Annotated in this window: 23 protein-coding genes and 1 tRNA gene; 13 read left to right on the top strand and 11 right to left on the bottom strand. The window is 52.7% G+C overall.

The annotated features are described in order from the left end of the window. Nucleotides 1-41: 41 nt before the first annotated feature. Both E0L35_RS11485 and E0L35_RS11480 read right to left on the bottom strand, forming a co-directional pair. Complete coding sequence (locus tag E0L35_RS11485; protein ID WP_022523580.1) at nucleotides 42-743, bottom strand: GntR family transcriptional regulator; 702 nt, start codon at nucleotides 741-743, stop codon at nucleotides 42-44. 59 nt (nucleotides 744-802) lie between these two features. Next, nucleotides 803-2,590 carry an IlvD/Edd family dehydratase gene (locus E0L35_RS11480; RefSeq protein ID WP_138800346.1) on the bottom strand — a complete coding sequence of 596 codons (1,788 nt, stop codon included), beginning with the start codon at nucleotides 2,588-2,590 and terminating at the stop codon, nucleotides 803-805. A 208-nt stretch (nucleotides 2,591-2,798) separates the two neighbouring features. On the opposite strand from E0L35_RS11480, the gene E0L35_RS11475 reads away from it, so the two are divergent. The 6 genes from E0L35_RS11475 to E0L35_RS11450 all read left to right on the top strand — a co-directional run bounded on the left by E0L35_RS11475 (nucleotide 2,799) and on the right by E0L35_RS11450 (nucleotide 9,031). After that, nucleotides 2,799-3,770, top strand: a complete 972-nt coding sequence (locus tag E0L35_RS11475) for a tripartite tricarboxylate transporter substrate binding protein (RefSeq protein WP_138800345.1) — start codon at nucleotides 2,799-2,801, stop codon at nucleotides 3,768-3,770. Nucleotides 3,771-3,818: 48 nt separating this feature from the next. Further along, nucleotides 3,819-4,313 (top strand): tripartite tricarboxylate transporter TctB family protein, encoded by a 495-nt coding sequence (locus E0L35_RS11470; protein ID WP_138800344.1) that lies wholly within the window; start codon nucleotides 3,819-3,821, stop codon nucleotides 4,311-4,313. Between the two features lie 101 nt (nucleotides 4,314-4,414). Then, nucleotides 4,415-5,920 carry a tripartite tricarboxylate transporter permease gene (locus tag E0L35_RS11465; RefSeq protein WP_138800343.1) on the top strand — a complete coding sequence of 502 codons (1,506 nt, stop codon included), beginning with the start codon at nucleotides 4,415-4,417 and terminating at the stop codon, nucleotides 5,918-5,920. A 26-nt stretch (nucleotides 5,921-5,946) separates the two neighbouring features. Further along, on the top strand, nucleotides 5,947-7,068 hold the full coding sequence (locus E0L35_RS11460) for a mandelate racemase/muconate lactonizing enzyme family protein (protein WP_138800342.1): 1,122 nt from the start codon (nucleotides 5,947-5,949) through the stop codon (nucleotides 7,066-7,068). A 27-nt stretch (nucleotides 7,069-7,095) separates the two neighbouring features. Further along, on the top strand, nucleotides 7,096-8,025 hold the full coding sequence (locus tag E0L35_RS11455) for a dihydrodipicolinate synthase family protein (RefSeq protein WP_138800341.1): 930 nt from the start codon (nucleotides 7,096-7,098) through the stop codon (nucleotides 8,023-8,025). Continuing rightward, nucleotides 8,018-9,031 (top strand): D-glycerate dehydrogenase, encoded by a 1,014-nt coding sequence (locus E0L35_RS11450; RefSeq protein ID WP_138800340.1) that lies wholly within the window; start codon nucleotides 8,018-8,020, stop codon nucleotides 9,029-9,031. Before E0L35_RS11455 ends, E0L35_RS11450 begins: the two co-directional genes overlap by 8 nt. A 390-nt stretch (nucleotides 9,032-9,421) precedes the next feature. On the opposite strand, the gene E0L35_RS11445 is transcribed toward E0L35_RS11450, so the two are convergent. From E0L35_RS11445 to E0L35_RS11430, 4 genes are all read right to left on the bottom strand, one after another. Continuing rightward, nucleotides 9,422-9,498 (bottom strand) — tRNA-Pro (locus E0L35_RS11445). Between the two features lie 132 nt (nucleotides 9,499-9,630). Continuing rightward, nucleotides 9,631-10,452 (bottom strand): inositol monophosphatase family protein, encoded by an 822-nt coding sequence (locus tag E0L35_RS11440; protein WP_138800339.1) that lies wholly within the window; start codon nucleotides 10,450-10,452, stop codon nucleotides 9,631-9,633. Between the two features lie 94 nt (nucleotides 10,453-10,546). Continuing rightward, complete coding sequence (locus tag E0L35_RS11435) at nucleotides 10,547-10,981, bottom strand: anti-virulence regulator CigR family protein (RefSeq protein WP_138800338.1); 435 nt, start codon at nucleotides 10,979-10,981, stop codon at nucleotides 10,547-10,549. A gap of 108 nt (nucleotides 10,982-11,089) precedes the next feature. Then, nucleotides 11,090-11,605: a pilin gene (locus E0L35_RS11430; protein ID WP_171051140.1), complete on the bottom strand. Its 516-nt coding sequence runs from the start codon at nucleotides 11,603-11,605 to the stop codon at nucleotides 11,090-11,092. Nucleotides 11,606-11,846: 241 nt separating this feature from the next. Between E0L35_RS11430 and pilB the strand changes: the two genes are divergently transcribed. From pilB to E0L35_RS11395, 6 genes are all read left to right on the top strand, one after another. Continuing rightward, the gene (pilB, locus tag E0L35_RS11425) at nucleotides 11,847-13,595 is read left to right on the top strand and encodes a type IV-A pilus assembly ATPase PilB (protein ID WP_138800337.1); all 1,749 of its coding nucleotides are present in this window, start codon (nucleotides 11,847-11,849) and stop codon (nucleotides 13,593-13,595) included. A 3-nt stretch (nucleotides 13,596-13,598) separates the two neighbouring features. Beyond that, nucleotides 13,599-14,831 (top strand): type II secretion system F family protein, encoded by a 1,233-nt coding sequence (locus tag E0L35_RS11420; protein ID WP_138800336.1) that lies wholly within the window; start codon nucleotides 13,599-13,601, stop codon nucleotides 14,829-14,831. A gap of 192 nt (nucleotides 14,832-15,023) precedes the next feature. Continuing rightward, the gene (locus E0L35_RS11410; protein ID WP_138800335.1) at nucleotides 15,024-15,869 is read left to right on the top strand and encodes an A24 family peptidase; all 846 of its coding nucleotides are present in this window, start codon (nucleotides 15,024-15,026) and stop codon (nucleotides 15,867-15,869) included. Nucleotides 15,870-15,937: 68 nt separating this feature from the next. Then, on the top strand, nucleotides 15,938-16,540 hold the full coding sequence (gene coaE / locus E0L35_RS11405; RefSeq protein ID WP_138800334.1) for a dephospho-CoA kinase: 603 nt from the start codon (nucleotides 15,938-15,940) through the stop codon (nucleotides 16,538-16,540). Nucleotides 16,541-16,575: 35 nt separating this feature from the next. Continuing rightward, nucleotides 16,576-16,809: a DNA gyrase inhibitor YacG gene (gene yacG, locus E0L35_RS11400; RefSeq protein WP_022523595.1), complete on the top strand. Its 234-nt coding sequence runs from the start codon at nucleotides 16,576-16,578 to the stop codon at nucleotides 16,807-16,809. 39 nt (nucleotides 16,810-16,848) lie between these two features. Then, nucleotides 16,849-17,736 carry a hypothetical protein gene (locus E0L35_RS11395; RefSeq protein ID WP_022523596.1) on the top strand — a complete coding sequence of 296 codons (888 nt, stop codon included), beginning with the start codon at nucleotides 16,849-16,851 and terminating at the stop codon, nucleotides 17,734-17,736. Between the two features lie 23 nt (nucleotides 17,737-17,759). Here E0L35_RS11395 and E0L35_RS11390 read toward each other — a convergent pair whose 3' ends face one another. Next, nucleotides 17,760-18,119: a hypothetical protein gene (locus E0L35_RS11390; RefSeq protein ID WP_035537408.1), complete on the bottom strand. Its 360-nt coding sequence runs from the start codon at nucleotides 18,117-18,119 to the stop codon at nucleotides 17,760-17,762. A 374-nt stretch (nucleotides 18,120-18,493) separates the two neighbouring features. On the opposite strand from E0L35_RS11390, the gene E0L35_RS11385 reads away from it, so the two are divergent. Then, a complete protein-coding gene (locus E0L35_RS11385) occupies nucleotides 18,494-19,324 on the top strand; it encodes a helix-turn-helix transcriptional regulator (RefSeq protein ID WP_039858359.1) in 831 nt (276 codons plus the stop codon). A gap of 88 nt (nucleotides 19,325-19,412) precedes the next feature. Here the strand turns inward: E0L35_RS11385 and E0L35_RS11380 are convergent, their stop codons facing one another. The 4 genes from E0L35_RS11380 to E0L35_RS11365 all read right to left on the bottom strand — a co-directional run bounded on the left by E0L35_RS11380 (nucleotide 19,413) and on the right by E0L35_RS11365 (nucleotide 24,947). Next, the gene (locus E0L35_RS11380; RefSeq protein WP_022523599.1) at nucleotides 19,413-19,787 is read right to left on the bottom strand and encodes a histone-like nucleoid-structuring protein, MvaT/MvaU family; all 375 of its coding nucleotides are present in this window, start codon (nucleotides 19,785-19,787) and stop codon (nucleotides 19,413-19,415) included. A 326-nt stretch (nucleotides 19,788-20,113) separates the two neighbouring features. Continuing rightward, the gene (gene rpsA / locus E0L35_RS11375) at nucleotides 20,114-21,793 is read right to left on the bottom strand and encodes a 30S ribosomal protein S1 (RefSeq protein ID WP_138800332.1); all 1,680 of its coding nucleotides are present in this window, start codon (nucleotides 21,791-21,793) and stop codon (nucleotides 20,114-20,116) included. A gap of 183 nt (nucleotides 21,794-21,976) precedes the next feature. Beyond that, on the bottom strand, nucleotides 21,977-22,675 hold the full coding sequence (gene cmk / locus E0L35_RS11370; RefSeq protein ID WP_022523601.1) for a (d)CMP kinase: 699 nt from the start codon (nucleotides 22,673-22,675) through the stop codon (nucleotides 21,977-21,979). Then, nucleotides 22,668-24,947, bottom strand: coding sequence for a bifunctional prephenate dehydrogenase/3-phosphoshikimate 1-carboxyvinyltransferase (locus E0L35_RS11365; protein ID WP_138800365.1), 2,280 nt, complete (start codon nucleotides 24,945-24,947; stop codon nucleotides 22,668-22,670). The genes cmk and E0L35_RS11365 overlap by 8 nt, the downstream gene beginning before the upstream one ends. Nucleotides 24,948-24,950 lie beyond the last annotated feature (3 nt).

Below are 24,950 nucleotides of genomic sequence, written 5' to 3'. Positions count from 1 at the left end.
AGTGACACAAAAGCTTCTACGGTTTGGAAAATCTGTGAAACTTAATCTTTAATGCCAGCATAAAGCGCCAAGTAGCGGTTTTTGGAAGGTAGTAGATGCTGGCGACACAGGTCAGACAAGCGTTCGCGGTCTTCGTCGCGAATGGCGTCAATCATCAATTGGTGTTCATTTCTGGCTTGAGCCAGAGCATCGCGATCCGTAATCGCGATAAAGCGAATGCCATGAGCCTTCTGGGCGAACTCATTAATAGTAGCGTACAAATATTCATTCCCGCAGGCTCTGAATAAGGTGCGGTGAAAAGCGATGTTCATATGGAATACTTGCCTTAGGTCGTGAGCATTCACGGCTGAGCTGTGCTGCTGATGAACATCTTCAAGCTCTGAAAGCCATTCCTGCGGAGCTGGCAGGGGCAGTCTACTCACTGCAGCTAATTCGAGAATCTCGCGCATAGCGTAGATGTCCTCGACCTCTTCCGGCGGATAACTCCGGACGAAAGCACCTCTGTTTTTGATGCGCTCAGTTAAACCGATGTTATCGAGTTGGAAGAGAGCCTGGCGAACAACGTGTCGCTTGCAGTCGAAGCGCTCCATCATGGCCTCTTCGACCAGCCGCTCACGCGGGTGCAGTCGGCCGAGCACAATGTCCTCTTCTACAGCGGCCACGATGTCATCGACACCGTTTGCAGGTGTAGAGGGTTGAGTCTCGGCGCCACTTACAGTGGGCGGCTGGGCAGTTCGGTTCATGATCGCTTTCTCAGCATTCTTTGCGGTGCATAAGGAAAATAAGTGTATCAAACTCGCTTTCAGGCTTCATTCTGTCTTGGTATCCGGCACGTAGGTTCAGGCCGACAGGCACGGAAATCGCACCCTTGTTCGGCTTGAAGGATTTGCTCCATAAACAGACGCCGATAGCCCAGCAGTGGCGCTCCGCCCTCCTCCCCCTTGAGGGGTTGGCGTCTAGCATCGAGCACCTTGTTATCCACTTCTAGGTTCAACTGATTGTTAGCAACATCAAGCGATATGAAATCGCCATCGCGTACCAACCCAAGCGGGCCACCCTCAGCGGATTCTGGAGAGACGTGGAGCACAATAGTACCTGCTGCGGTGCCACTCATGCGCCCGTCAGATATGCGAACCATATCTTTAACGCCTTGAGCGGCGAGTTTCTTGGGAATCGGAATGTAACCCGCTTCTGGCATACCCGGTGCTCCTTTGGGCCCTATGTTCTGTAGTACTAGCACGTCGTCAGCTTGCACATCCAGACCCAGGTCATCAATACGGTTAGCCAAGTCTTCTAGACCTGTGAACACGACAGCACGACCGCGGTGAGTCATAAGATCGGCCGAGGCAGCTGACTGCTTAATAATGGCGCCAGACGGTGCCAAGTTACCACGCAAGACTGCTATACCACCCTGGGCGTAGACCGGGCTTTGCATTGACCGCACGACCTTTTGATCGATGAGATGGACGGCGGCATCGATGTTCTCGCCCAAGGTATGGCCATTGATGGTCATGGCGCTCAAGTGTAACAACGGTTTTAACTCACGTAGCAAGGTGGGCAGGCCGCCTGCCCGATGCAAATCTTCCATGTACCCTTCTCCTGATGGTTTGAGATCCATCAGTACAGGGGTTTCCTGGCTCATTCGGTCAAATGCCTCAAGATCGATATCGATGCCCAAGCGCCCTGCGATAGCGGTCAGATGAATCAAGGCATTAGTGGAGCCGCCTAAGGAGAGCAGTACGCGCAAAGCATTTTCGAAAGCTTCAGGAGTAAGAATTTGATCTGGCGTAACGCCTGCGTGTGCAAGTGCAACGGCCTGCGCACCTGACTGTTCGGCAATGCGTTGCCGATCAGCGTAGACAGCCGGCGCAGTGGCGCTATTGGGTAGCATTATTCCCAGTGTCTCGGCTAGGCAGGCCATGGTGCTTGCGGTGCCCATTACCGAGCAAGTACCCACGGTAGGGACCAACTTGTCGTTGACTTCGTTAATTTCCGCTTCGTCGATGTCATTACCACGGTAGGAGGCCCAGTAACGGCGACAGTCGGTGCAGGCTCCGACGCGCGTACCACGGTGTGAGCCAGCGAGCATGGGGCCGGTGACGACTTGGACTGTTGGAACACCAGCGCTAGCGGCGGCCATCAACTGTGCGGGTACGGTCTTATCGCAACCGCCGATCAGCACCACGGCATCCATCGGCTGGGCACGAATCATCTCCTCCGTATCCAATGCCATAAGGTTACGCAGGTACATGCTGGTGGGGTTAGCGAAAGATTCATGAAGAGTAATGGTGGGAAAGTCTACTGGTAAGCCGCCAGCGAGCATGACGCCACGTTTAACGCTCTCGACCAATCCAGGCACATTGCCATGACAGGCATTGTAGCCACTGTAGGTATTGGCAATCCCAATGACCGGACGCGAGAGCGCATCATCCGTATAACCCATGCCCTTAATGAAGGCCTTGCGCAGAAAGAGCGAAAAGTCTGCATCGCCATAGTTGGTTAGTCGGTTGGACATGCCCAAGGTGGGGGCTTCAGATGTCGATTCATGACGCTCATTGCCGTTGCTATTGTTTTTAAAGTTCTGGCTCATTGCGGTTTCCTCTACTTTATTCGCGGCTTCTCGGAGGTGTCCGTAAATACGGCTCTCGATCCTCAGGCTAGGCGGTATAAATCTAGCTGGCAATATTATTAATAATATTATTGACAATATTATTGATGTGCAACTACGTTGGATAGTGCAAGCACGCCTTGCTCAACCATGTGCATCACAACGACAAACAGCACTTGAGGTAATAACAATGAAAATCCGTAGCATTTACACAGCGTCCCTACTATCCGCCCTGATACTTTCAGGCGCCGCTCAGGCGGAGTATTCAGCAGCCGATGAGATTAAGGTGCTTCAAGGATTTAAGGCAGGTGGAGGCAGCGATACCTTGGCCCAGTTGACCCAACCATTTTTGCGAGAATCCCTGGGCGTGGAATTTATTAATGAATACATTCCCGGCGCCACAGGCGCGATTGCATGGACGCGGCTAACCCAACAGTCGGCAAATGATGGCAGCGTCATCAGCATCACCAATACCCCGATGCTGATGACGAACTACATCATGAATGACGCTATTAATTACTCAATCGACGAGCTAACGCCCATCGCCAACGTGGTAACCGACCCAGGCGTTATCGTGGTGCCGGAAGACAGCCCCTATCAAACAGTGGAAGATTTTCTCGCTGCTGCCGAGGAACGCCCCGGTCAGATTACAGTGGCAAATTCAGGCGTCGGCGGTGATGACTTCTTTTCAACCATCATGATTGAGAAGGCAACGGGGCTGTCCTTCCAAAAAGTGCCTTTCCAAGGCGATGGCCCCTCCGCGACAGCAGCCCTGGGAAGCAAGGTCGACGCCAGTTTCAATAACCTTGGTAATGTCTATGGCCACATTAAGTCGGGCAGCCTGCGCCCCCTCGCCGTCTTCACCAAAGAGCGTCTAGATATCCTGCCTGATGTGCCCACCATGATTGAGAAAGATATTGATGTCGTGGCCGGCTCTTCACGCGGTTACAGCGCACCAGCAGGCATTCCAGATGAAGCACGAGATGAGCTGATTGCTGCCTTTGAAGCCCTAAAAGATAACGAGGAATTCCAGCAGACGGCTCAGGAACGTGCCATGAATCTCGACATCCAGACCGGTGACGACTACGGCCAGATGATGCAAGACATGGAAGGCCAATTCGAGGAAATCTGGGCAGATGTCAAAGATGAGGTCAACCAGTAAGTCGCTTAACCGGCAGAGGGAAATGGCGAATCGACAAAGGGGTATGAAATGAACATAAGTCGTCTAGTCTTAGGATTTTTTGCCATTGGCATAGCAGCGACCTTTTATATCACTGCGATGGGCTATCCGGCTAAGGCGGCGAACATGCCCCTTATCTATTCGGTTGCCGTCGCCTTATTGGGAGCGGCGATGGTGGGCCAGGAAGTATTCAGTATCCTGCGTCAGCTCTCGGCCGAGGGAGCAGCAACCTCCCATACTGCCGCACCAGAGGAGGAGAGCGTCAGCGGCCAAGCTAGGCACCGCAAGCCATGGAAGGCAATGCTGATTTTCTTATTGGCCGCCGTCTACCTCTACACCATTTCGATAACAGGGTACCTGATTGCCACTGTTGGTTTCATGGTCGTGGCGTTAGCGATGATCGGACATGTTTCGTGGCGCTTCGCCGCCATAGGCATTGGGGTGTTGGTCGCGGTGGTGTGTTTGGTTTTCATTGGCTTTCTAGGCCTGCCTGTCCCGCTACTGCCGCCTCTGTTTTCCTCATAACGATAATTAGAGCACCCCTTATTTCCGGCTCGCATTGCTTAGAAAGACATTGCAGCGCGCTGGGAGGGGGTGCCTGACGCAGGCTTCTGGAGTCTAGTCATATGGATAATCTTGTTCTGGTGGGCCTGACCAACGTCATCACGTTCACCAATATCTCCCTGATACTTGGCGGCACCCTGCTGGGGCTGTTTGTAGGCGCCATGCCGGGACTCTCGGCGACCATGGCGTTGGCGCTGCTATTACCTCTAACCTTTGGCATGAATCCGGCCTCGGGTCTCAGCATGCTGGCTTCGCTCTATGTGGGGGCCTCCTACGGTGGCTCTATCGCCGCCATTCTATTGAAGACGCCAGGCACCCCTTCGGCCGCGGCGACAGTACTTGATGGATTTCCGCTATCGCAACAAGGCCAGGCTGGAAGGGCATTAGGGGTGTCGCTCTTCGCTTCTTTTATCGGCGGTCTGCTGAGCGGCATCGCCCTACTCACTGCAGCGCCGTTGCTTGGCGTTCTGGTACTAAAGTTCGGCCCAATCGAGCTGTTCGCGATTGCCGTATTGGGTATCACCATCATTGGCTCTCTATCACAAGGCTCAGTCGTCAGTGGCCTGCTTTCTGGCACCCTGGGATTACTGTTGAGCACAGTAGGTATGGATCTCATCACCGGCACGCCAAGAATGACCTACGGGGTCATTAACCTGTTTTCGGGTATCGAATTCACCGTCGCACTGATCGGTCTGTTCTCGATCCCGCAAGCGCTGATATTGATCGAGAATGCCCATAGTGCTCAGAAGGTGGCAAGCAAAATCACCGATAGGTTGATTCCGCCTCTCGCTGAGATTCGCCGCTTGTTACCCAATATCTTCCGTTCCAGTGGCATCGGCATCATCACTGGTCTAATTCCCGGTACCGGCGGCGATACTGCCAGTTGGTTCGCTTACAACGAAGCCAAGCGCTTTGCCAAAGATAAGAGTCGCTTTGGCAAGGGAGACATTGCGGGTGTCGCTGCACCTGAAGCGGCCAACAATGCGGTGGTGGGTGGTGCCTTGATACCCACCATTGCTCTGGGTATTCCTGGCAGTTCCTCTACTGCCATTCTGCTAGGTGCGCTAATGGTTCAGGGCATCCTGCCCGGCCCTAACCTGCTGACTGACTATGGAGATGTCACTTACACCCTCATCTGGGCGGTGATTTTCGCCAACATAGGCCTACTGCTGGTGGGGCTACTGTTCACTCGGCTCTGTGTAAGCGTAACGCGGGTACCTGACAGCTTCGTGGCCTGCTCCATCATCACGCTGTGTGTGATTGGTGCCTTTGCTATCAACAATAGCTTGTTTGAAGTTGGGCTGATGCTGGGCTTTGGGCTGTTTGGTTACTGGATGAACAAAGCCGGTGTCTCACCAGCGCCAATGGTGATCGGGCTGATTCTGGGGCCGGTCATGGAGACCAGTTACCAACAGTCAATGCTGATCGGGCAAGGCAACCTGAGCATCTTTTTGACCAGCCCCATTGCCGTGGTGCTGTTATGCATCGCCGCTTTCTCGATCCTGCAAGCGACCCCCCTCTTTCGCTGGCTGCGGATTGCACTGCGCCAGCGTACTCAGCCTGAGTGACCTTACTCTCAATTCGAGGATTCATCATGACAACGATAACCGAAGTACGTACTCGAACGGTCAATGTACCGCTAGACAACCCCACCAGCTTTTCTAATCGACAGGTACTTAAGCGAGATTATGTGCTAGTGGAAGTGGTGGGTGATGATGGCCATATAGGCATTGGGTTTTGCTATGGCGGCAATAATGCTGGCTCACTAGTGGCAAATGCGGTACGGGAACTGCTGAAGCCGGTGCTGTTGGGAGCGGACGCTCATTCGACCGAAGCACTGTGGCAAGCGATGTATCAGGAATCGCTTCTTCATGGCCGCAGCGGTTCGGTGATGCGTGCCATCAGTATTTTGGATACCGCGCTGTGGGACCGTAACGCTCGGGCAGCGAAACTCCCGCTCTATAAATTTCTGGGCGCCAGCGACACCCTCAGCGTGCCGGCTTATGCCAGCGGAGGCTACTACCTAGACGGCAAAACGCCCGCGATGCTTGGCGAAGAGATGGCAGGCTACGTGTCAAAAGGTTTCACCGCGGTAAAGATGAAAGTGGGACGAGAAGACCTAGCGGGAGAGGAAGCTCGCTTGACGGCGGTTCGCGAGGCGGTGGGCCCAGATGTACAAGTAATGATGGATGCCAACAACGCCTGGCGGGATCTGCCGTCGGCGTTAGCCTTCATGCGCATGGCAGAACCTTATAATCCGTTCTGGATCGAGGAGCCCTTTAGCCCTGATGACATCGACAACCATCGCCGCTTAGCGGAGCGCACGCCAGTTCCGGTAGCCACCGGTGAAATCGAAGCGGGACGCTGGCGCTTCAAGGAGCTGCTGGACAAAGAAGCAGCCATGATTTTGCAGACTGATGCGGCGGTTTGTGGAGGCATCACTGAGTTTCGACGTATTGCCGCCACCGCTGCCAGCTATGGGGTGGATATCTATCCGCACTGGTTCCACGACTTGCATATCCACCTAGTAGCATCGGCACCCAACGTGAAGATGGTCGAGTTCTTTGCCGACGATCAGGTGCTTAACTTCAGGCGCCTTGTGGATACCCAGTTGGAGTTTGCCGACGGACAACTGCTACTGCCCACCGCACCCGGACTTGGTTTTGGCTTTGATCAGGCTGCACTTGAGCGCTACGCCATCGAGCCCTGGCAATAAAGACCTTACAACAACAAGGAGAATATCATGTCCCAATTGAGTGGTGACGTCTGGTCACCGGTGATTACCCCCTTCGGCGCCGACTTGGCGCCGGATACGCAACGTTTTGTGGCGCACTGCCAATGGCTGGCCTCAAATGGTGTCGGCTTGGCCGTGTTCGGCACAAATTCTGAAGCCAACTCAATGACGGTGGCCGAGAAACAGGAGCTGTTAAAAGCGCTAGTGCATGGCGGTGTCGATCCCTCCAGGATTATGCCCGGTACCGGGAGCTGTACAATTGATGATTGCGTGGCGGTGACATGCGAGGCGGTGGACGCTGGCTGTGCCGGAGTGCTGATGCTACCGCCCTTCTACTATAAGGGGGTTAGCGATGAAGGCTTGTTTCGCTTTTACAGTGAGGTGATCAACCGTGTCGCAAATTCGCGCCTACGGATCTACCTCTACCATATCCCGCCGGTCACTCATGTCCCGCTCTCGTTTGAACTGATCGAGCGTTTACGTGACGCCTTCCCGGGCATTATTGCTGGCATTAAGGACAGCGGCGGAGACTGGGCACACACCAAAGGGTTAACCGAGCGCTTTGCTGGGCAAGACTTTGCTGTGTATGCCGGCAGCGAGCGGTTTTTGCTTGATACCCTACGAGCAGGCGGTGCTGGCTGTATCAGTGCCACTGCCAATGTCAATCCGTCGGCCATCGTTGAGTTGGCAAGGCATTGGCAGGAGGACGATGCCGACGAGCGTCAGCAGAGCCTGAATGCTATACGCGACTTGTTTGAAAAGTACCCACTGATTCCTGGCATGAAGGCAGCGACAGCTTACTTTTCGGACAATGACGATTGGAGGCGTGTGCGTCCACCTTTAGTAGAGCTGGAGGAGCAGCATGTGTCTGAACTCGTGTCTTCGCTTAAAGCGACAGGATTCCAGATGGAAGGCGTAGGTGAGGCGAGCCATGGATGAACAAACGAAATCTTGGCGTATTGTAGCTGTACGACGGCTCAGTGAAGCCCAGCTTGAGGCACTTTCCGAGGTTGCCGAGGTCGACTATTTCGAGGACGTGGACGAATCAAACCGTGCTGATTTCATGGCAGCGCTTTCCAGAGCTCATGGCCTAATCGGCGGTAAGCTAGAACTCAATGAGGCAATGCTAGCCGAGGCGCCTGCGCTTCAAGTGGTATCCACCATTTCAGTGGGCTCTGACCACCTGCCCCTTAAGGCACTGAATCAACGCCGCATTCTACTCTGCAATACGCCAGATGTGCTTACCGAAACCACTGCCGACACAGCATTTATGCTAATCATGGCGACCCAGCGGCGGCTAGTCGTACTGTCCAACCTTGTCCGCGATGGCGGCTGGCGAACACATATCGGTCACGAATACTTCGGTATTGATGTACACGGCAAAACCCTAGGCATCGTGGGTGCTGGTCGCATTGGTGCGGCGATTGCACGACGGGGAGCGTTGGGTTTTGGTATGCCCATTCTCTATACCGCCGCCTCATCCAAGCCTGCGCTTGAGCAGCAGTTAGGGGCGAAAAGGCGTGAGCTGAATGACCTGTTAGCTGAAGCAGATATCGTCTGCCTCAGCGTGCCCTATAACAGCGATACACATCACTTAATTGACGCAGATGCTCTAGCACGGATGAAAACGACGGCTGCCCTAATCAATATAGCGAGAGGTAAAGTGGTCGACGAGCCAGCACTGATCGAGGCACTCCACTCCGGCGGAATCCGTGCAGCTGGGCTTGACGTGTTCGTAGAGGAACCGCTTCCACCCGATTCGCCACTGGCGGCCATGGACAATGTAGTGACGACTCCACACATTGGCTCGGCGACCCATGAAACACGTGAGGCCATGGCACAGTTGGCAGTCGATAATCTGCTGGGCACGCTGATCGGCAGCGGCCCGCTTACCGCGGTTAATGAGCATGTCTGGCGACGGGCTGATGCTATTGAGGAAACATAATGCCTCGCCGCCTACAACACATCTTGTGTCTTGATGATTTCGAGCGGGCCACTCAGCGGCATTTAGTCCCGGCCGGTTTGTCGCGGTGGGGAGCGTCCTTGAACTGCCCGAGAACGCCCACCATTGTGACGATGACAGCACACCGCGCTGAAGGTCTTCGGTGAAGCGGTCAGCGAGGAGCTGCATGTGGTGCCCGCCCGGATCGTCATGTGCGGCGTCAAGATCGCCCCAGCGCCCGCCAAGCATGAGGTTGCTGTGACATCTCCAAATACGATGATGGCGTGACATCCAGAAACTCCGGACAAGTGCCACCTATATGCCACTTATAAAACGCTAACAAACAAAAACGGCCACTGTAGCAATTAGCTAAGTGACCGTTTTATATGTTCTTGGTCGGAGCGACAGGATTCGAACCTGCGACCTTTGCAACCCCATTGCAACGCGCTACCAAGCTGCGCCACGCTCCGCTGTCTTTATTGGCCGCTACATCTTTGCCTCAAGACGGTGCGTATACTAGCGGTTTCTTGCATAAATGAAAAGCCCTTATAGCGCTTTCTTTTCAAGTATTTGTCACACACCGCTATAAATCTCATCACCCTTTATGGCTTACGTTGATCGGCTTCAAGCAGCAGATAAGCCATTGCGTCATATACACCGGGGGCCGTTACGATTAAATGATCCGGGTAGATATCTTCCGGCACCGCTGAAGGTACTGGGTATAGATGCCCTACTCGCGCGCCGGCTTCCCGTGCAATAACCCAGCCTGCAACGAAATCCCAGGGCGAGACACTCTCGTAATATGCATCCAGACGACCACAGGCTACATCGCATAAATCGAGCGCTGCTGCGCCATTACGACGTACGTCTTGGCACTCAAACAGCACAGCTTCCAAGCGCTTCAAAAGTTGCTTACGCTCCTCTTTACGGTAGGGAAATCCTGTCCCTACCAGGGTGTTCGCCAGTGATTCCGCACTGCTTGGCTGTATGGTTTGACCGTTGCAAAAAGCCCCAGAGCCTTCTGCAGCACTAAAGGTCTCACCTAAAAACGGTGCATGAACAACGCCCACCTTGGCAACGCCCTCTTCCATCCAGCCAATGGAAACCGCTACGTGGCGAAGCCCTTGAGCAAAATTAACCGTGCCATCAATAGGATCCACCACCCACAGCTTAGGTGCTGTTTCATGCAAAGCGCTTTCTGGAGCAAGCTCTTCACTCAGCCGCGCTTCCCCCGGAAAGTGCTCCTCCAGGCGTTGACTAATGAGTTCATCCACGGCCACATCCACGTCGGTGACCAACTCATTATCCTTTTTTAAGCGCTGGGCAAAGCCTTGCTGCTCCCGCGCCTTGATAATCATCTGCCCAGCTTCTTCGGCAATAGCGATAGTAATTTCAAGACGTGCGGCTAGTGTGTGGTCGCTCATTGAATCTCCCTTTAGGACGCGATGATACTGTGAGCTTCTACCATAAGCCGCCGGGATGTAATTTTCGAGTCATACCGACTTGCGCTTGCAATGGTTAACGCAATACGTCTACCAATACATCCACCACGATGCGCGTGGCAGCTTCAATTAGCACCACATCGGCACCAACACGCTCCCACTCATAGCCTGGGTAGCGCGGCAATTGAGATGCTAACTGGCCGTCAAAACGCTTGGCGATACCTGGGGGCAAAGGTTTGCCACGCTCAAGGTTGCGCTGAATACCTGGCGGCAACGATTCGGCTCGCGGTGCGTCATGCCGGCGCAGCAGCTGGCGCAACTCACGTTCGTTAATGCGTGGTAAATCAACCCGCTCATCGCGGAAGTGACCAGGTCGGTTAGATTCATGTTGCAGGTGCTGGCCCTTATCGCGGGCACCGTGAGCCGGGGCATGGTCAGGCTGAGCAAAGGCTGCGCTATTAACTAGCAATGCGCCAAGCGCGCTTATGGCAATCAGTTTGATGGGCTTCACTGTAAGCTCCTCGCTTAAGGTCAGAGTTTATAGTGTAAAGAACAAATGAGTAGGAAGTATGGAAGTAATAAAGGGCACGTGGGCCCTTTGGAATTAATAAGTAAAGAGCTAGGGACGACAAGCTGAGGGAAGAAAGGTATCGTCGATAGTAGTGCTGCTACAACGCCAACCAGTAATTTGCCCACCGCTAGTGCTAGCAGTTGCCACAGCATCATTCGTCGTTTCATTGCTGATAAGTGGTTGAATCACCATTGAAGAGCCGCTATGAACGCCATTATCAAATGCGACGGTGAACCCACCGCTCGCTTGTCCATTTAGTGTCACACCACTGATGTACTGACCACCTATTTGATTTGCGGTATTGGAGATGTAAGAAGGGGTGCTGTTTATTGTTTTATAGCCTACAAAGTTTCCATTCTCAGAAAAGTATAAACCGATGTCAGTTCTCAAACCTGCTGTAGCAGTAAAAGCCTCTGCAGCCTGCGCGCGACCCACATAATTTTGATATTGCGGTATGGCAATAGATGCCAATACACCAATAATCGCAACGACGATCATCAGCTCAATCAGCGTGAAACCGCCTTGGGTGGTGTTACGAGAAATTGGCTGTGCAGCATTCTGCATGAAGGCATCTCCTGTGGGGTGAAGGAAAAGCCTTTTTAAGGATCGTGGATCCTTAAAAAGAATTAGAAATCGTTGAAATTAAACTAACTTAAATGGTCTACTTTTACAACGAACCTTATTAATATGATCGGCTTAGCTGACTACCGCTTTAACTACGTGAAAGGATTAGTCATTTCATCCCTGTAAACGCTAGTTTATGGTACAAGTAACACGCTTATATCGATGTAAAACAGGTTTTTTGATGAGCCAGCCCTCCTTAGAGTCGACTTTAAGCCACGCCTCCGCACATGGCGACCTGCGCGGCATTGCCCAGCGCTTGGTCAAGCACGGCTTGCTGACCAACGCCCAGGCCGCAACAGCGGAAACAACCGCCTCGGACTTGGAAATATCGTTACTTCAGCATGTGATCGAAAGCGGCCTGGTCGACCCTAATAAAGCCACACTAGCGGCTGGCTGGGAGTATGGGCTTCCAGTCATTAACCTGGAGGCGGTGCGGCCTACCTCACTGCCTCCCGCTGCAGACTATCCTGTCAAAGTACTGCAGAGCCTTAACGTTTTGCCATTAGCGCGCCACGGTCATCGCCTCACGGTGGCGGTGCCCTACCCCGCCACATTGACGCAACTGGATGAATTGCAGTTTGCAACAGGCCTGAGCATTGAAGGCATCCTCGCGCCCGTTGATCAAATCACTGTCGTTCTCAATAGCTACCTTGCTCACAACGAGCGCGGCATGCTGGATGAGTTGGACGATGTGGTCAGCTCGCTGAGCATTATGCAGAACAACGGCGGTAACGATGTACCGCTGGAAGAGTCTTCCCAAAATAGCGAAGATGCACCCATCGTTAAATTTGTGAACAAAATTCTGCTAGATGCTATCCGCCGAGGCGCCTCCGATATCCATTTCGAACCTTACGAAGCGCTTTACCGAGTACGCTTTCGGGTTGATGGAATGCTCATAGAAGTGGCACGGCCACCATTCGCCATGCGCAATCGTATCGCGGCCCGGCTAAAAATCATGGCCCGCCTTGATATTTCCGAGCGCCGCCTGCCTCAGGATGGCTCGATAAAACTCAAGCTCTCGCGCACCCGCTCCCTCGATTTCCGGGTTAATTCGCTGCCTACTGTCTATGGTGAAAAGTTGGTGCTGCGAATATTAGACCCTACCGCAATGCAGCTAGGTATTGAGCAACTTGGATTTACCGACGAACAACGGCGCTATTATGAGCACGCCTTAAAACAACCCCAAGGCATGATTCTAGTAACCGGCCCTACCGGTAGTGGTAAAACCGTTTCGCTGTATACCGGCATTAATATTCTTAATAAAGTGGAACGTAATATTTGCACCGCCGAAGATCCGGTTGAAATCAAAGTCGCTGGTATCAATCAGGTGAATGTATTGCCTAAGATCGGCCTCGATTTTGCCAGTGCGTTAAGAGCGTTTCTGCGCCAAGACCCTGATGTGGTCACGGTGGGCGAGATTCGTGACCTTGAAACAGCCGAAATTGCCGTCAAAGCGGCTCAGACAGGCCACCTGGTACTTTCCACGGTGCATACCAACTCGGCAGCTGAGACACTGACTCGACTGGCTAATATGGGAGTCTCTTCGTTTAATATCGCCAGCGCCGTTAGCTTGATTGTTGCCCAACGGCTGGCTCGCAAACTATGCACACACTGCAAAGAGCCCATTGACATTCCCCACGAGGCGCTGCGCAAAGAAGGCTTTAGTAGCGAAGAAATCCATCAGGCAACGATCTACAAACCGTTAGGTTGCAAGCACTGTACTCACGGTTATAAAGGTCGAATTGGCATTTATGAGGTAGTGCCGATCACCGAAGCGATGCGTCAACTAATTATGCGTGATGCCAACGCCTTAGATATTGATCAACAGGTGCGCAAGGAGGGCTATCCAAGCCTTCACCGCAGTGGGTTACTGAAAGTCATGCAGGGTATTACCAGCCTGGAAGAGGTTAACCGAGTGAGCAAGGAGTAAGGCATGGCTAAAACGGCACGTCGACGCCAAACGCCCGCCATCAAGCTAGCGCGCTGGAAATGGATCGGTAAAGCCCCCCAGGATAGAGCGCTAAGCGGTGAGATGATTGGCCGCAGTAAAGCCGAAGTAGCCGCTAAACTCACCAAGCAAAATATCGTTATCCACCGGATTAGTAAAAAAGCCAACCTAGGCGGCAACGGCCGAATTAACCCCAACGATGTTATGGTCTTTGCGCGCCAGATGGCCACAATGGTTCGCGCTGGTATCCCCTTGCTACAGGCGCTTCAAGTGGTGGCAGAGAGCCTAAAAAAACCTGCTATGGTTGCCCTAATGCAACAGATGATAAGCGATATATCATCGGGCTCCAGCTTCTCTGATGCATTGAACCGTCACCCCAAACACTTTGATCGCCTGTTTGTTAACCTAGTCAGCGCTGGCGAGCAGTCAGGTGCGCTGGATCAAATGCTTGATCGTCTTGCGACCTATAAGGAGAAGGTTGAGTCGCTGAAAGCGCGAGTAAAAAAAGCGCTTTGGTACCCCACCACCGTTATGACGATTGGCATTGCAGTCACCATGCTGCTATTGATTAAAGTAGTGCCTGAATTTGAAAGCATGTTCCAGAGCTTTGGCGCTGAACTTCCAGCACTGACCCAGTTGACCGTGAATTTATCCGAGCTTGCCCAGCGTTATTGGCTAGTGGCACTCGGCGCAGTGTTTGCTGCCATGTTCCTGCTCAAAATAAGCATTCAGCGCTCGCCCAATGTCGCCTACAGCATGCACGCACTGCTGCTTCGGTTACCGGTCATTGGCGACATCGTGCATAAATCCGCGATCGCGCGCTTTTCTCGCACGTTAGCGACGACCTTTGCCTCCGGTGTACCGCTCGTAGAAGGCTTAGATACCGCCGCCGGTGCCACCGGTAATAAAGTGTACGAACGCGCGGTGGTACAAACGCGCCAGGACGTAGCCACCGGGCAACAGCTACACTTCGCCATGCGGATGACCAACCGCTTTCCCCCCTTGGCAATCCAAATGGTCAGTATCGGTGAAGAAGCGGGGTCGCTGGATGCCATGCTTAATCGTGTTGCCGATTATTACGAAGAAGAAGTCGACAATAAGGTCGATGCTCTTACCTCGCTCATGGAGCCGGTTATTATTGTAGTACTGGGCGTGCTCGTTGGCAGTGTGGTTGTCTCTATGTACTTACCCATTTTCGACTTGGGCGCAGCCCTCTAAGCACCAAATGCTTAGGCTCTGTCAGAAAACTGGCTGCGCTCGACCATACGGCGTTAAAAATCGGCTCAAAGTACTCATTTACACCATGTAAACTCCGTCTTTTCGCCGATTTTTGCCTTGTCTGGCCTTCGCTCGCCGACTTTTCAGACAGAGCCTAAAAAAACGCTAATTTCTAGAAACCTAAGGAGTTCCATGCATCACCCTCCGTTTATCCTGTGGTTAATCGTTTTATTGATTGGGCTATGCCTGGGCAGTTTTCTAAATGTGGTGATTACGCGCCTGCCGGTGATGCTGATGCGTGGCTGGCGTAATGAAGCCCGCGAAGCACTTGAGCTTAGCGCTGAACACTCACCACGCTTTAATTTGGTCACACCAGGCTCTATGTGTCCACGCTGTGAAGCCCCCATTGCATGGCACGACAACCTGCCACTGATTGGCTGGATAAAGCGCCGCGGCCGCTGCGCTGAGTGCCAAACGCCGATTAGCGTTCAATATCCTCTGGTAGAAGTAGCCGGTGGCTTACTGGCCATGGCGGTGCTAGCGCTCCACGGGCTTACGGCAGAATCAGCCTTCGTCTACGGGGCCTGTCTGATGCTGTTAGTGCTCGCCGTGATCGACTTTCGCACCCAGCTTCTCCCCGACATCATCACCCTCCCCTTGCTTTGGGCAGGGTTACTGTTTCAGCTCCTCTTCCAGCCACTGATGCTGCCAAGTGCCGTTATCGGCGCAATGGTAGGCTATCTTTCACTGTGGAGCTTTTATTGGCTATTCAAACTGGCCACCGGCAAAGAGGGTATGGGCTATGGCGACTTTAAGCTGCTGGCAGCACTAGGCGCCTGGTTGGGTTGGAGTTTTTTACCGCTAATATTGATACTTTCCGCAGGGCTTGGGGCCATTGTTGGGCTAGTTGCCCAGGCCTACTCACCTAACCTACGCGGCACACCGCTTCCCTTCGGCCCTTTTCTCGCCCTCGCCGGCTGGGTGGCGTTGTTAGTCGGTGATGAAATAATGGCGATGTATCTCAACCTGCTTATGTAAAATTGAGCCATGTGAACTTTGGCCATGTGAAACGTGGCCCTATAAACTTTAGCTATATGAGGCAGCAGATGATTATCGGATTAACGGGTGGCATCGGGTCAGGTAAATCGACCGTCGCTCGCGCTTTTGAAGCACTCGGCGCTGCCTGGGTCGATGCCGATGATGTCGCCAGGGAAATAGTCTTACCTGAAGAACCGGCGCTGCTAGCTATTAAAAACCGCTTCGGTGATCAGGTCATGCACCAGGATGGCACGCTTAATCGCGCCGCCCTGCGCGAGATTATTTTTAACGATCCAAAACAACGCCAGTGGCTAGAATCCATCACACATCCCAAAATAAGGGAGCGGCTATTGCAGCATTTAGAGCGGCTCAAAGCCCAGGGAGCGCCTTACGTGCTGCTCGTGTCACCGTTGCTGTTTGAGTCGGGTCAAAACACGCTAGTAAACCGCGCGGTGGTTGTCGATGTGCCCCAAACGCTACAATTATCGAGAACCCAACAGCGTGATGGGGTGAGTGAAAGCCAGGTGCGTGCTATTCTCGCCGCCCAACTTTCCCGCGAACAACGGCTAGCAAAAGCAGATGACGTGATCGATAACAGCGGTGACCACGCCAGCATGATGGAACAAGTGGCACGGCTTGATGAACGCTACCGTCGACAGCTTAACTACTGAGATATCGCACTTGTTAACGCAATTGGAGTTTTTTTATGGCTCGCCCTGCAAACGATTCCCCGCTAGAAGTTAATTGTCCGCAGTGCGCTAAGCGCGTGCCCTGGTTACCAGAAAGCACTTACCGCCCTTTCTGCAGTAAGCGTTGCCAACTATTGGATTTAGGTGCCTGGGCCGATGAGTCACACCGCATATCGGGCGAATCCGCCATGGATGAAGCCGATATAGAAACCTTACTGGCGCAAGCCGACAAGGATGCACCACTGACCTAGTTTTTACGAAAACTGACTTAACGAGCACTGACACTGACTATGGCCGAGATAAACGCTAACCCATCATCGCCTTCGGCCTATCATCTGCTGCTTCAACTGGAGCAGCAGTTTGATCATCTACTTGCAACCATTGAAGCCGCTGTTTCACTATACGAACAGCAACTACCAGCAACATGGCTCTTTCATCAAACGACGCCGTCTAGCGATTGGTTGCGTAAAGCCCTGTTCGATATGTGGCATGAGCAGGATCAAGATGGCCGTGAGACGCGCAACTATATTGCCGTAGTAGCCGCTAATGACGAGCTACTAATGACAATAGACGCTGTAAATCAAGCCAAGGTCAGTTTTAGTGACCAATTACAACATATCAAACAGGCATTTCCCCAAACACTTAGCGATGCAAAAAGTCGCCTACCGCAACGCCACCCTCACGTTGATGAAGTGTTACGCCGCAATGGACTTGCCCGTTTACATCTTAAACAGAGCTGGCGGCAGCTACCTATCGCACAAGCGCCTGTCTCACGCATTCGCTTTGCTTGGTACAGTAGTGGTCGCTCTATTAAACGCCTGTCAGTTCAAGAAGCTGAACATAAGCTATTGCAGCTTGATACTGATGCACCGCATATTCGTATTCAGCTACGCAAGCTAGCCGGTATTCCAAGCGGCGAAGTGCTTGCCCAGGTGCAAACTCAGGCCCCGCTGATGCGGGCAAACCTGTTTTTTACCGAACCACTCGACGATGGGCATACACGACGGGCACTGAATGCCGCTATGCCTATTTTTGTGCCTGACAATAACCAGCGGCTGCCCCACATTAACCTGCCTACGCCAGAACCTCCCACTGCCCGCACACGGGCAAGACGACGCGATGAGAAACTAGAGCAGGATGTATTTCTACCGAGCTTGAGGATTTATCGCTACCGTTAGCATAAAGGCACCTGCAAAGACTTCTACGGTGTTTTGGATGTGCTAGCTGCAGGCACTACATCCTGCTGCCATACCCCATAGCCAAGCAGCGCTTCGATCAGCTCGGCCAGGTCGTAATGATCCACACCATACTCGCTCAACAAAGCTTCAAAGCGCTGTTTAAAAATACGCTCCCGCTCTTGTTGCTGTTCCTCCTGCTGGCTTTCTAAATCTTCTTGCTCCAATGCCGCAAGCGAGCGTACCGGCGGGCCTGTCGGTATATCGAAACCGCTCTCTGGGTCATCTAATTGGCGTAAAGCCTGCGCAAAAGCATCGTCTAACTCACGAAACTTACGCAGCTTCTCGCGCTCATCTATCGGCTTTTGAACCTTTTGATATTTCATCGATGTTTCATTTACACCTTGCTTGAAATGGTCGATATGACTGCCAATGTCGCTTTTTTTGGTAAAAACTGTGCACAAACGCGTAAAGCTAACGAGCAAACTTGCCTTTGCCACCCAATTACCAGCATAAAGGCATCATTATTAGGTATATGAGGGTAACCCACATATTTATCAAACACGTCACAGTCAGCGACAACGCATTAATTGATGCCTCGCATCAACATTACCCACAAGTAGCCTGAATAGAGATTCCACTCTCATCAGTAAGCTGAACTTTTTCCTTTCAGCCAGGTTACCAACACTAACGCACTGGGAGAGTGCATTACAGGCAAGATAAGCACGACCTGTATGATTCACGTATTAGAGGCCAGATAATGTTCAACGCGATGACACGAGCTGAGATCTGGCTGCAGGACACACTTGATAAGCCACTCGGTATTGAAGACCTTGCGAATCACATAGGGTATTCATCTTCCCAAGTTCGGCGCCAATTTCGCCAAAGCTTTGACATCTCACCTAGCGCCTACCGTGAAATAAGGCGATTGGAGCGCGCAGCGGTGTTGCTAGGGCTTACTCCTCTCAATATAGCGCAAATTGCGATACGTTGCGGGTACCATAACCACTCGTCGTTTTCCCGGGCATTTCAACGTCGCTATCAGCTGAGTCCGCGCCATTTTCGACAAACCCTGAAAACCGCGCTCATTCAGCCAAAACCGCATCCTGTTTTTAACACGCGCATCGAAAAAAGCAATGACCGCCAAATGATCCTAATGCGCCTCTACAAAGCTCCCACGCATATTAAGGGGCTAGGGGATGCCAGCTATCAGAATAAGCAGCTAGCGCGCTTACAGGCGCGCCTTAGACTATCAACGACCGTCATTGCACTGCCCGACATACTCGCAGATAAGGTTAATGCACTTAATAGTGAATTTTTTCATTCATACCGTACCGACTTTGGTCTTTACCTATCGGATACGGACAATGCACAAGACATTGCGTTACCAGTGCACTACCGGCGGGTCGACATTCCCACCCACCACTACGCGAGCACGTGCTTTGACGACTTAGCTGATCTAAATAGCGCGTTGATGCATACCATCATGTATCTACTTCACAAGAAAAATGTCTGTCACGTTAGCGGCCACCCTCCGCAGGTATTATGGAAAGCGAACCATTTAGAACTTCGTATTCCCTTAATAGCCTAGCAGTGATGGTCACGTCTTAGCGATATAGCTGAACACAGGGCAATAAAAAACCGGCATTCCTGTACAGAAATGCCGGTTGTTAACTAACTTAGTCTTCCATGCGCTCCAACCAAGACTCGACGGTTTCATCGCCATACTGATCTTTCCAGCTACGCAGGCCCTTATGGTTGCCGCCACGAGTTTCAATGACTTCCCCCGTTTTGGGGTTTTTGTAAATTTTAAGACGACGCTTACGACGTGCATTGCCACTGGCTGTGGTTTTAGCCGTACGCTGGTCAGCAGCCGGATCCAATAAGGCAATGACATCGCCTGGGCGCTTGCCAAACTCAGTCATTAGCGCTTCAAGTTTGGCCTTAAATTCCAACTCGCTTTTTAGACGCTGGTCGCCTTCTAAGCGCTGCAAATCTTCCTGAAGCTGCTTTAGCTGCTGCTCTTTTTGGATATATTCGTTAAGTAATGACATCGAGGTTCCTTTAATAGCTTATCCAACTGAATGGGGCTCAGCTGAATGGGATCTAACTGAGGTGCAGATTGACAACCTTGACACCCACTAGTTCAGAATGCAGGGACATTATTCCTGTAAAAAGAGTAACTGACAACAGTCTAGTTGATTTTCACTCAATTACTAATCGTTTTTTTAAAACTCAATTGCTGCTTAAAGAGTTTAACCCTAATAGAACATGGCGACTATACACACCTACCGTAGAGCTATTACAAGCACTCAACCACTACAAACAAAAGCGCCGCCCATAAGGGCGGCGCTTTTACAAACCAATAACTAATCGATAATTAGTCTTGGCCCATCTGCTGCTTGATCAAATCACCGATGGTGGTCGGGCCACCTGCAGTTTCCGACTCTTGCTCACGCATCTTCTTCAGGTTCTGACGCGTATCGTCTTGGTCTTTCGCTTTTACCGACAGATTGATCTGACGACTCTTACGATCAACACTTACGATACGGGCTTCTACGCTGTCGCCTTCATTCAGCACATTGCGCGCGTCTTCTACGCGGTCAGCACTGATTTCAGAGGCTTTCAGCACAGCAATAACGTCAGTCGCCAATTCAACTTGAGCTTCTTTAGCATCAACTTCAATGACGCGACCCGTTACGATGCTGCCCTTGTCGTTGACTGACAGGTACTCAGCAACGGGATCAGAATCCATCTGCTTGATACCCAGCGAGATGCGCTCACGCTCTGGATCAATAGACAGGATAACGGCTTCAGCTTCATCGCCTTTCTTAAAGCTGCGTACGGCTTCTTCGCCAGTATCAGTCCAAGAAATATCAGACAAGTGAACCAGACCGTCAATACCGCCTTCTAGGCCGATAAAGATACCGAAGTCAGTAATTGACTTGATGGTACCGGAAACACGGTCACCCTTGTTGTAGTCAGTGTTGAAGGTTTCCCACGGGTTAGCAGTGCACTGCTTGATACCCAGAGAAATACGACGACGCTCTTCGTCGATATCCAACACCATAACGTCAACATCATCGCCCACTTGAACGACTTTAGACGGATGGATGTTTTTGTTAGTCCAGTCCATTTCAGAAACGTGAACCAGACCTTCAACACCCTCTTCCAGCTCGGCAAAGCAGCCGTAGTCAGTCAGGTTAGTGACGACCGCGTGTACTTTCATGCCTTCCGGATAACGCTCTTTAATGTTGACCCACGGATCTTCGCCCAACTGCTTCAGACCCAGTGAAACGCGATTACGCTCACGGTCAAACTTCAGAACTTTGACGTTGATCTCATCGCCAACGGCAACGATTTCGGACGGATGCTTAATACGCTTCCACGCCATGTCTGTAATGTGCAGCAGGCCGTCAACACCACCCAGGTCTACGAAAGCGCCGTAGTCTGTCAGGTTCTTAACGATACCCTTGATCTGCTGACCTTCTTGCAGAGTTGCCAGCAGCGCTTCGCGCTCGGCACTGTTCTCTGCTTCCAGAACCGCACGACGTGATACCACAACGTTGTTGCGCTTCGGATCGAGCTTGATGACTTTAAAGTCCAGCTCTTTGTTTTCCAGGTGCGCAGTGTCGCGAACTGGACGAACGTCAACCAACGAGCCCGGCAAGAAGGCACGGATAGAGTCAACTTCAACAGTGAAGCCGCCTTTAACCTTACCGTTAATAACGCCCTTAATGATTTCGTCTTTCTCGAAGGCTGCTTCAAGAATCTTCCAAGCTTCTGCACGCTTGGCTTTTTCACGAGACAGACGCGTTTCACCGAAACCATCTTCTACGGCTTCAAGTGCAACGTGCACGTCGTCACCGATAGCGATGTTCAGATTACCGTGCTCATCGCGGAATTGTGACGCAGGGATCTGACCTTCAGATTTCAGACCAGCGTTGACAGTAACCCAGTCACCGTCAATGTCGACAACCTGAGCCGCGACAATAGCGCCTGGCTCCATGTTGATGTCGTTAAGAGACTGTTCAAACAGCTCAGCAAAGCTTTCGCTCATGGTGTTCCTACGTAATTACGTTGTTGAGGCATAAATGCCTTCTCCGCACCACCAGCAAGTGCGGGCCTAATGTCACTCAGCCTTTGGGGGTGTTAACGCTGGTTAGACCTGACCGGGCTCACCGATGTGAGTTTAGTGCCCTGCCACGTCGTGACACCTATCCAAAAGCGCCGCAAGGGAGAATCAGACGCCGCTTACCAGCCCTTTTTGGGCGAGCAGTTCGGTCAGTCGATCAACCACTTCCGGTATGCTCAGGCGCGTGGTATCAAGCGTAATGGCATCATCTGCCGGCTTGAGAGGAGCCACACTGCGCTGCGTGTCGCGTGCATCGCGTGCCTGAATCTCCTTTAAAAGACTCGAAAGACTAGCATCCACCCCGGCTTCCTGCAACTGCAGATAGCGTCGACGCGCCCGTTCATCGGCGCTGGCGGTTAAAAAAATCTTCAGCGCCGCGTCAGGAAACACCACGGTACCCATGTCACGACCATCCGCCACCAAGCCCGGCGCTTGGCAAAAATCGCGCTGGCGCTGTAGCAGGGCTTGGCGCACCGCGGGCAGTGCCGCCACTTGAGAAGCTCGCTCGCCGGCCTGCTCGGTGCGAATGACCTGGCCAACATCTTCACCCTCAAGCAGTGTACGTGGCTGTCCCTCTTCAACAGGAAACGCCACATCTAACTGCTCTGCCAAGCGTGCCAGGCCCAACTCGTCGTCAACGGCTACGTTGTGCTTAACTGCTGCTTGAGCCGTCAGTCGATAAAGTGCGCCACTATCGAGAAGATGCCAGCCTAGGCGCTCTGCCACCAAGCCACTGATCGTACCTTTACCTGCGCCGCCAGGCCCATCAATGGTGACAACGGGAGCAGCAGCAACACGATCATTCATGCGCGCCCTCCACGCTAACGCCCATGCCAATACGCGTGGCTAATTCGACAAAGTCAGGGAATGAGGTCGCCACATTGGCGCAGTCTTCAATCACAATTTCTGCACTTGCACGTAGTGATGAAATCGCAAACGCCATGGCAATACGGTGATCGCCCAGACTATCAACACGCCCACCGCCGTAGCTCGCTTTTTGCCCATCGCCATTGCCGACAATATCGATGCCGTCGTCTACAACGGTGTGCTGCACACCTAACACAGCCAAGCCATCGGCCATGGCCTGAATGCGATCAGACTCTTTGACCCGTAGCTCTTCAGCACCTCTAAGACGGGTCACACCCTCGGCATTAGCGGCGGCAATAAACAGCGCGGGGAATTCATCAATGGCTAACGGCACTTGCTCTTCGGGAATATCAATGCCTTTCAGCGGCGCATAGCGAATACGAATATCGGCCACCGGCTCCCCCCCCACTTCGCGCTCATTCTCTAACGCCAAATTCGCCCCCATCAGGGTAAGAATATTGATTACGCCAATCCGGGTGGGATTAATGCCGACGTGTTCAAGGGTGATATCTGAGCCTGGGGTAATGGCAGCTGCCACTAAGAAGAAGGTTGCAGATGAAATATCCGAAGGCACATCAATGGGGCCTGCGGTGAGCTTACCGCCCCCTTTGAGCCAGCAGGTATCGCCTTCACGGGAAACCGCATAGCCAAAACCATTGAGCATACGCTCGGTGTGATCGCGGGTCGGTGCAGGTTCGCGTACCCGAGTTTCGCCTTCGGCGTACAGCCCCGCCAGCAACAGGCAAGATTTTACCTGGGCACTGGCCATGGGCATATCGTAATCGATGCCTTTAAGCTTGGCGCCACCATGAATCTTCAACGGCGGACGCCCGCCCTCAGCGGTATCAATGGTTGCGCCCATCAAGCGCAGCGGGTCAGCCACGCGCCCCATAGGCCGTTTGGTTAGTGACTCATCGCCGGTCAGCTCGCTATCAAACGCTTGGCCTGCCAGCAGTCCTGAAAAAAGCCGCATGGCGGTGCCCGAGTTACCTACATAGAGCGGGCCTGCGGGGGCTTTTAAGCCATGCATACCCACACCGTGAATCGTCACGCGGCCCTGGTGCGGCCCTTCGATCGCCACACCCATTTCCCGAAACGCCTGCAGGGTCGCCAGGCTATCCTCACCTTCCAGAAAGCCTTTTACTTCAGTGACACCCTCAGCCAACGCGCCCAACATAATAGAGCGGTGCGACATGGATTTATCGCCAGGTACGCGCAAACGCCCCTGGGCTTGACCGCCCGGCTGCACACGGTAGGTGACCTTACCTTGTGGTTGCATATGATATTCCGCCTGATAACTGGTTTTGTTCAATAAAGAGTCGAAATAGTGCCGGGCGTGGCTAGCCCGATCAAAGGTGGCAATCAGCGCATCGCTGTCACCGGCTTCTACCGCATGACGCAATCGAGAAAGCCCCGCTTCAAAATCATCCAGCGATGCTAAAACCGCCTGCTTGTTGGCAATAAAAATATCTCGCCACATCACCGGGTCGCTTCCCGCGATACGGGTAAAGTCGCGAAAGCCGCCCGCTGCGTAACGAAAAATATCTAGCCGCTCATCCTGACGGGCCAGCGTATCCACCAGCGAAAATGCCAGCAAGTGCGGCAAATGGCTGGTACGCGCCAACACTTGGTCATGGCGCTCTACGTCCATTTCCAGCACATCGGCACCACAGGCTTCCCATAAGCAGCGCACGCGCTGCAAAGCCTCACGGTCGACGTTCAGTTCAGGTGTCAAAATAACCTTGTGGTCTACATACAAACGCGGATTCGCCGCTGCCACACCGCTTTTTTCTGAACCGGCAATAGGGTGCCCCAGCACCATATTAGTGGGTACCTGGCCAAATACACGCTGAGCGCAGGCGCGGATAGTCGCCTTGGTACTACCAACATCGGTAATCACAACGTCAGCCGACGCGTTAGGTAGCGCTTCGGCCAAGCTTGCCATCACGCTCTCCATGGCGAGCACCGGCACTGCCAGCACTACCATGGTGGCGTCATTGACTTGCTCATCAAGGTGGGTACTGCCTGAGTCGATCAGCCCCATCTCAATACCGCGTGCAATCTCAGCTTCGTCAGGGTCACAGGCAACAATTTGACCCTGAAACCCTACCGCGCGCAGCGCTGCCGCTAGCGAACCACCAATCAATCCCAGACCAACAATCAATAGACGCGACTCATGACAGCCTGATGTTTTTACACCGTCTTCGACCATTAA

Source organism: Halomonas sp. ATBC28 (assembly GCF_005937175.1).
GTDB lineage: Bacteria > Pseudomonadota > Gammaproteobacteria > Pseudomonadales > Halomonadaceae > Vreelandella > Vreelandella titanicae.
The sequence above is the reverse complement of the archived record's forward strand: the minus strand, read 5'-3'. Positions and strand labels throughout refer to the sequence as shown.

Excerpts from the sequence above, each read along its gene's own strand:
- E0L35_RS11365 (WP_138800365.1), bottom strand. The coding sequence starts at position 24,947 with ATGGTCGAAGACGGTGTAAAAACATCAGGCTGTCATGAGTCGCGTCTA.
- rpsA (WP_138800332.1), bottom strand. The coding sequence starts at position 21,793 with ATGAGCGAAAGCTTTGCTGAGCTGTTTGAACAGTCTCTTAACGACATC.
- E0L35_RS11460 (WP_138800342.1), top strand. The coding sequence starts at position 5,947 with ATGACAACGATAACCGAAGTACGTACTCGAACGGTCAATGTACCGCTA.
- E0L35_RS11450 (WP_138800340.1), top strand. The coding sequence starts at position 8,018 with ATGGATGAACAAACGAAATCTTGGCGTATTGTAGCTGTACGACGGCTC.
- E0L35_RS11430 (WP_171051140.1), bottom strand. The coding sequence starts at position 11,605 with ATGCAGAATGCTGCACAGCCAATTTCTCGTAACACCACCCAAGGCGGT.
- E0L35_RS11385 (WP_039858359.1), top strand. The coding sequence starts at position 18,494 with ATGTTCAACGCGATGACACGAGCTGAGATCTGGCTGCAGGACACACTT.
- E0L35_RS11410 (WP_138800335.1), top strand. The coding sequence starts at position 15,024 with ATGCATCACCCTCCGTTTATCCTGTGGTTAATCGTTTTATTGATTGGG.
- E0L35_RS11395 (WP_022523596.1), top strand. The coding sequence starts at position 16,849 with ATGGCCGAGATAAACGCTAACCCATCATCGCCTTCGGCCTATCATCTG.
- E0L35_RS11465 (WP_138800343.1), top strand. The coding sequence starts at position 4,415 with ATGGATAATCTTGTTCTGGTGGGCCTGACCAACGTCATCACGTTCACC.
- E0L35_RS11480 (WP_138800346.1), bottom strand. The coding sequence starts at position 2,590 with ATGAGCCAGAACTTTAAAAACAATAGCAACGGCAATGAGCGTCATGAA.
- E0L35_RS11390 (WP_035537408.1), bottom strand. The coding sequence starts at position 18,119 with ATGAAATATCAAAAGGTTCAAAAGCCGATAGATGAGCGCGAGAAGCTG.
- E0L35_RS11420 (WP_138800336.1), top strand. The coding sequence starts at position 13,599 with ATGGCTAAAACGGCACGTCGACGCCAAACGCCCGCCATCAAGCTAGCG.
- E0L35_RS11380 (WP_022523599.1), bottom strand. The coding sequence starts at position 19,787 with ATGTCATTACTTAACGAATATATCCAAAAAGAGCAGCAGCTAAAGCAG.
- coaE (WP_138800334.1), top strand. The coding sequence starts at position 15,938 with ATGATTATCGGATTAACGGGTGGCATCGGGTCAGGTAAATCGACCGTC.
- E0L35_RS11475 (WP_138800345.1), top strand. The coding sequence starts at position 2,799 with ATGAAAATCCGTAGCATTTACACAGCGTCCCTACTATCCGCCCTGATA.
- E0L35_RS11485 (WP_022523580.1), bottom strand. The coding sequence starts at position 743 with ATGAACCGAACTGCCCAGCCGCCCACTGTAAGTGGCGCCGAGACTCAA.
- E0L35_RS11470 (WP_138800344.1), top strand. The coding sequence starts at position 3,819 with ATGAACATAAGTCGTCTAGTCTTAGGATTTTTTGCCATTGGCATAGCA.
- E0L35_RS11455 (WP_138800341.1), top strand. The coding sequence starts at position 7,096 with ATGTCCCAATTGAGTGGTGACGTCTGGTCACCGGTGATTACCCCCTTC.
- yacG (WP_022523595.1), top strand. The coding sequence starts at position 16,576 with ATGGCTCGCCCTGCAAACGATTCCCCGCTAGAAGTTAATTGTCCGCAG.
- E0L35_RS11440 (WP_138800339.1), bottom strand. The coding sequence starts at position 10,452 with ATGAGCGACCACACACTAGCCGCACGTCTTGAAATTACTATCGCTATT.
- cmk (WP_022523601.1), bottom strand. The coding sequence starts at position 22,675 with ATGAATGATCGTGTTGCTGCTGCTCCCGTTGTCACCATTGATGGGCCT.
- pilB (WP_138800337.1), top strand. The coding sequence starts at position 11,847 with ATGAGCCAGCCCTCCTTAGAGTCGACTTTAAGCCACGCCTCCGCACAT.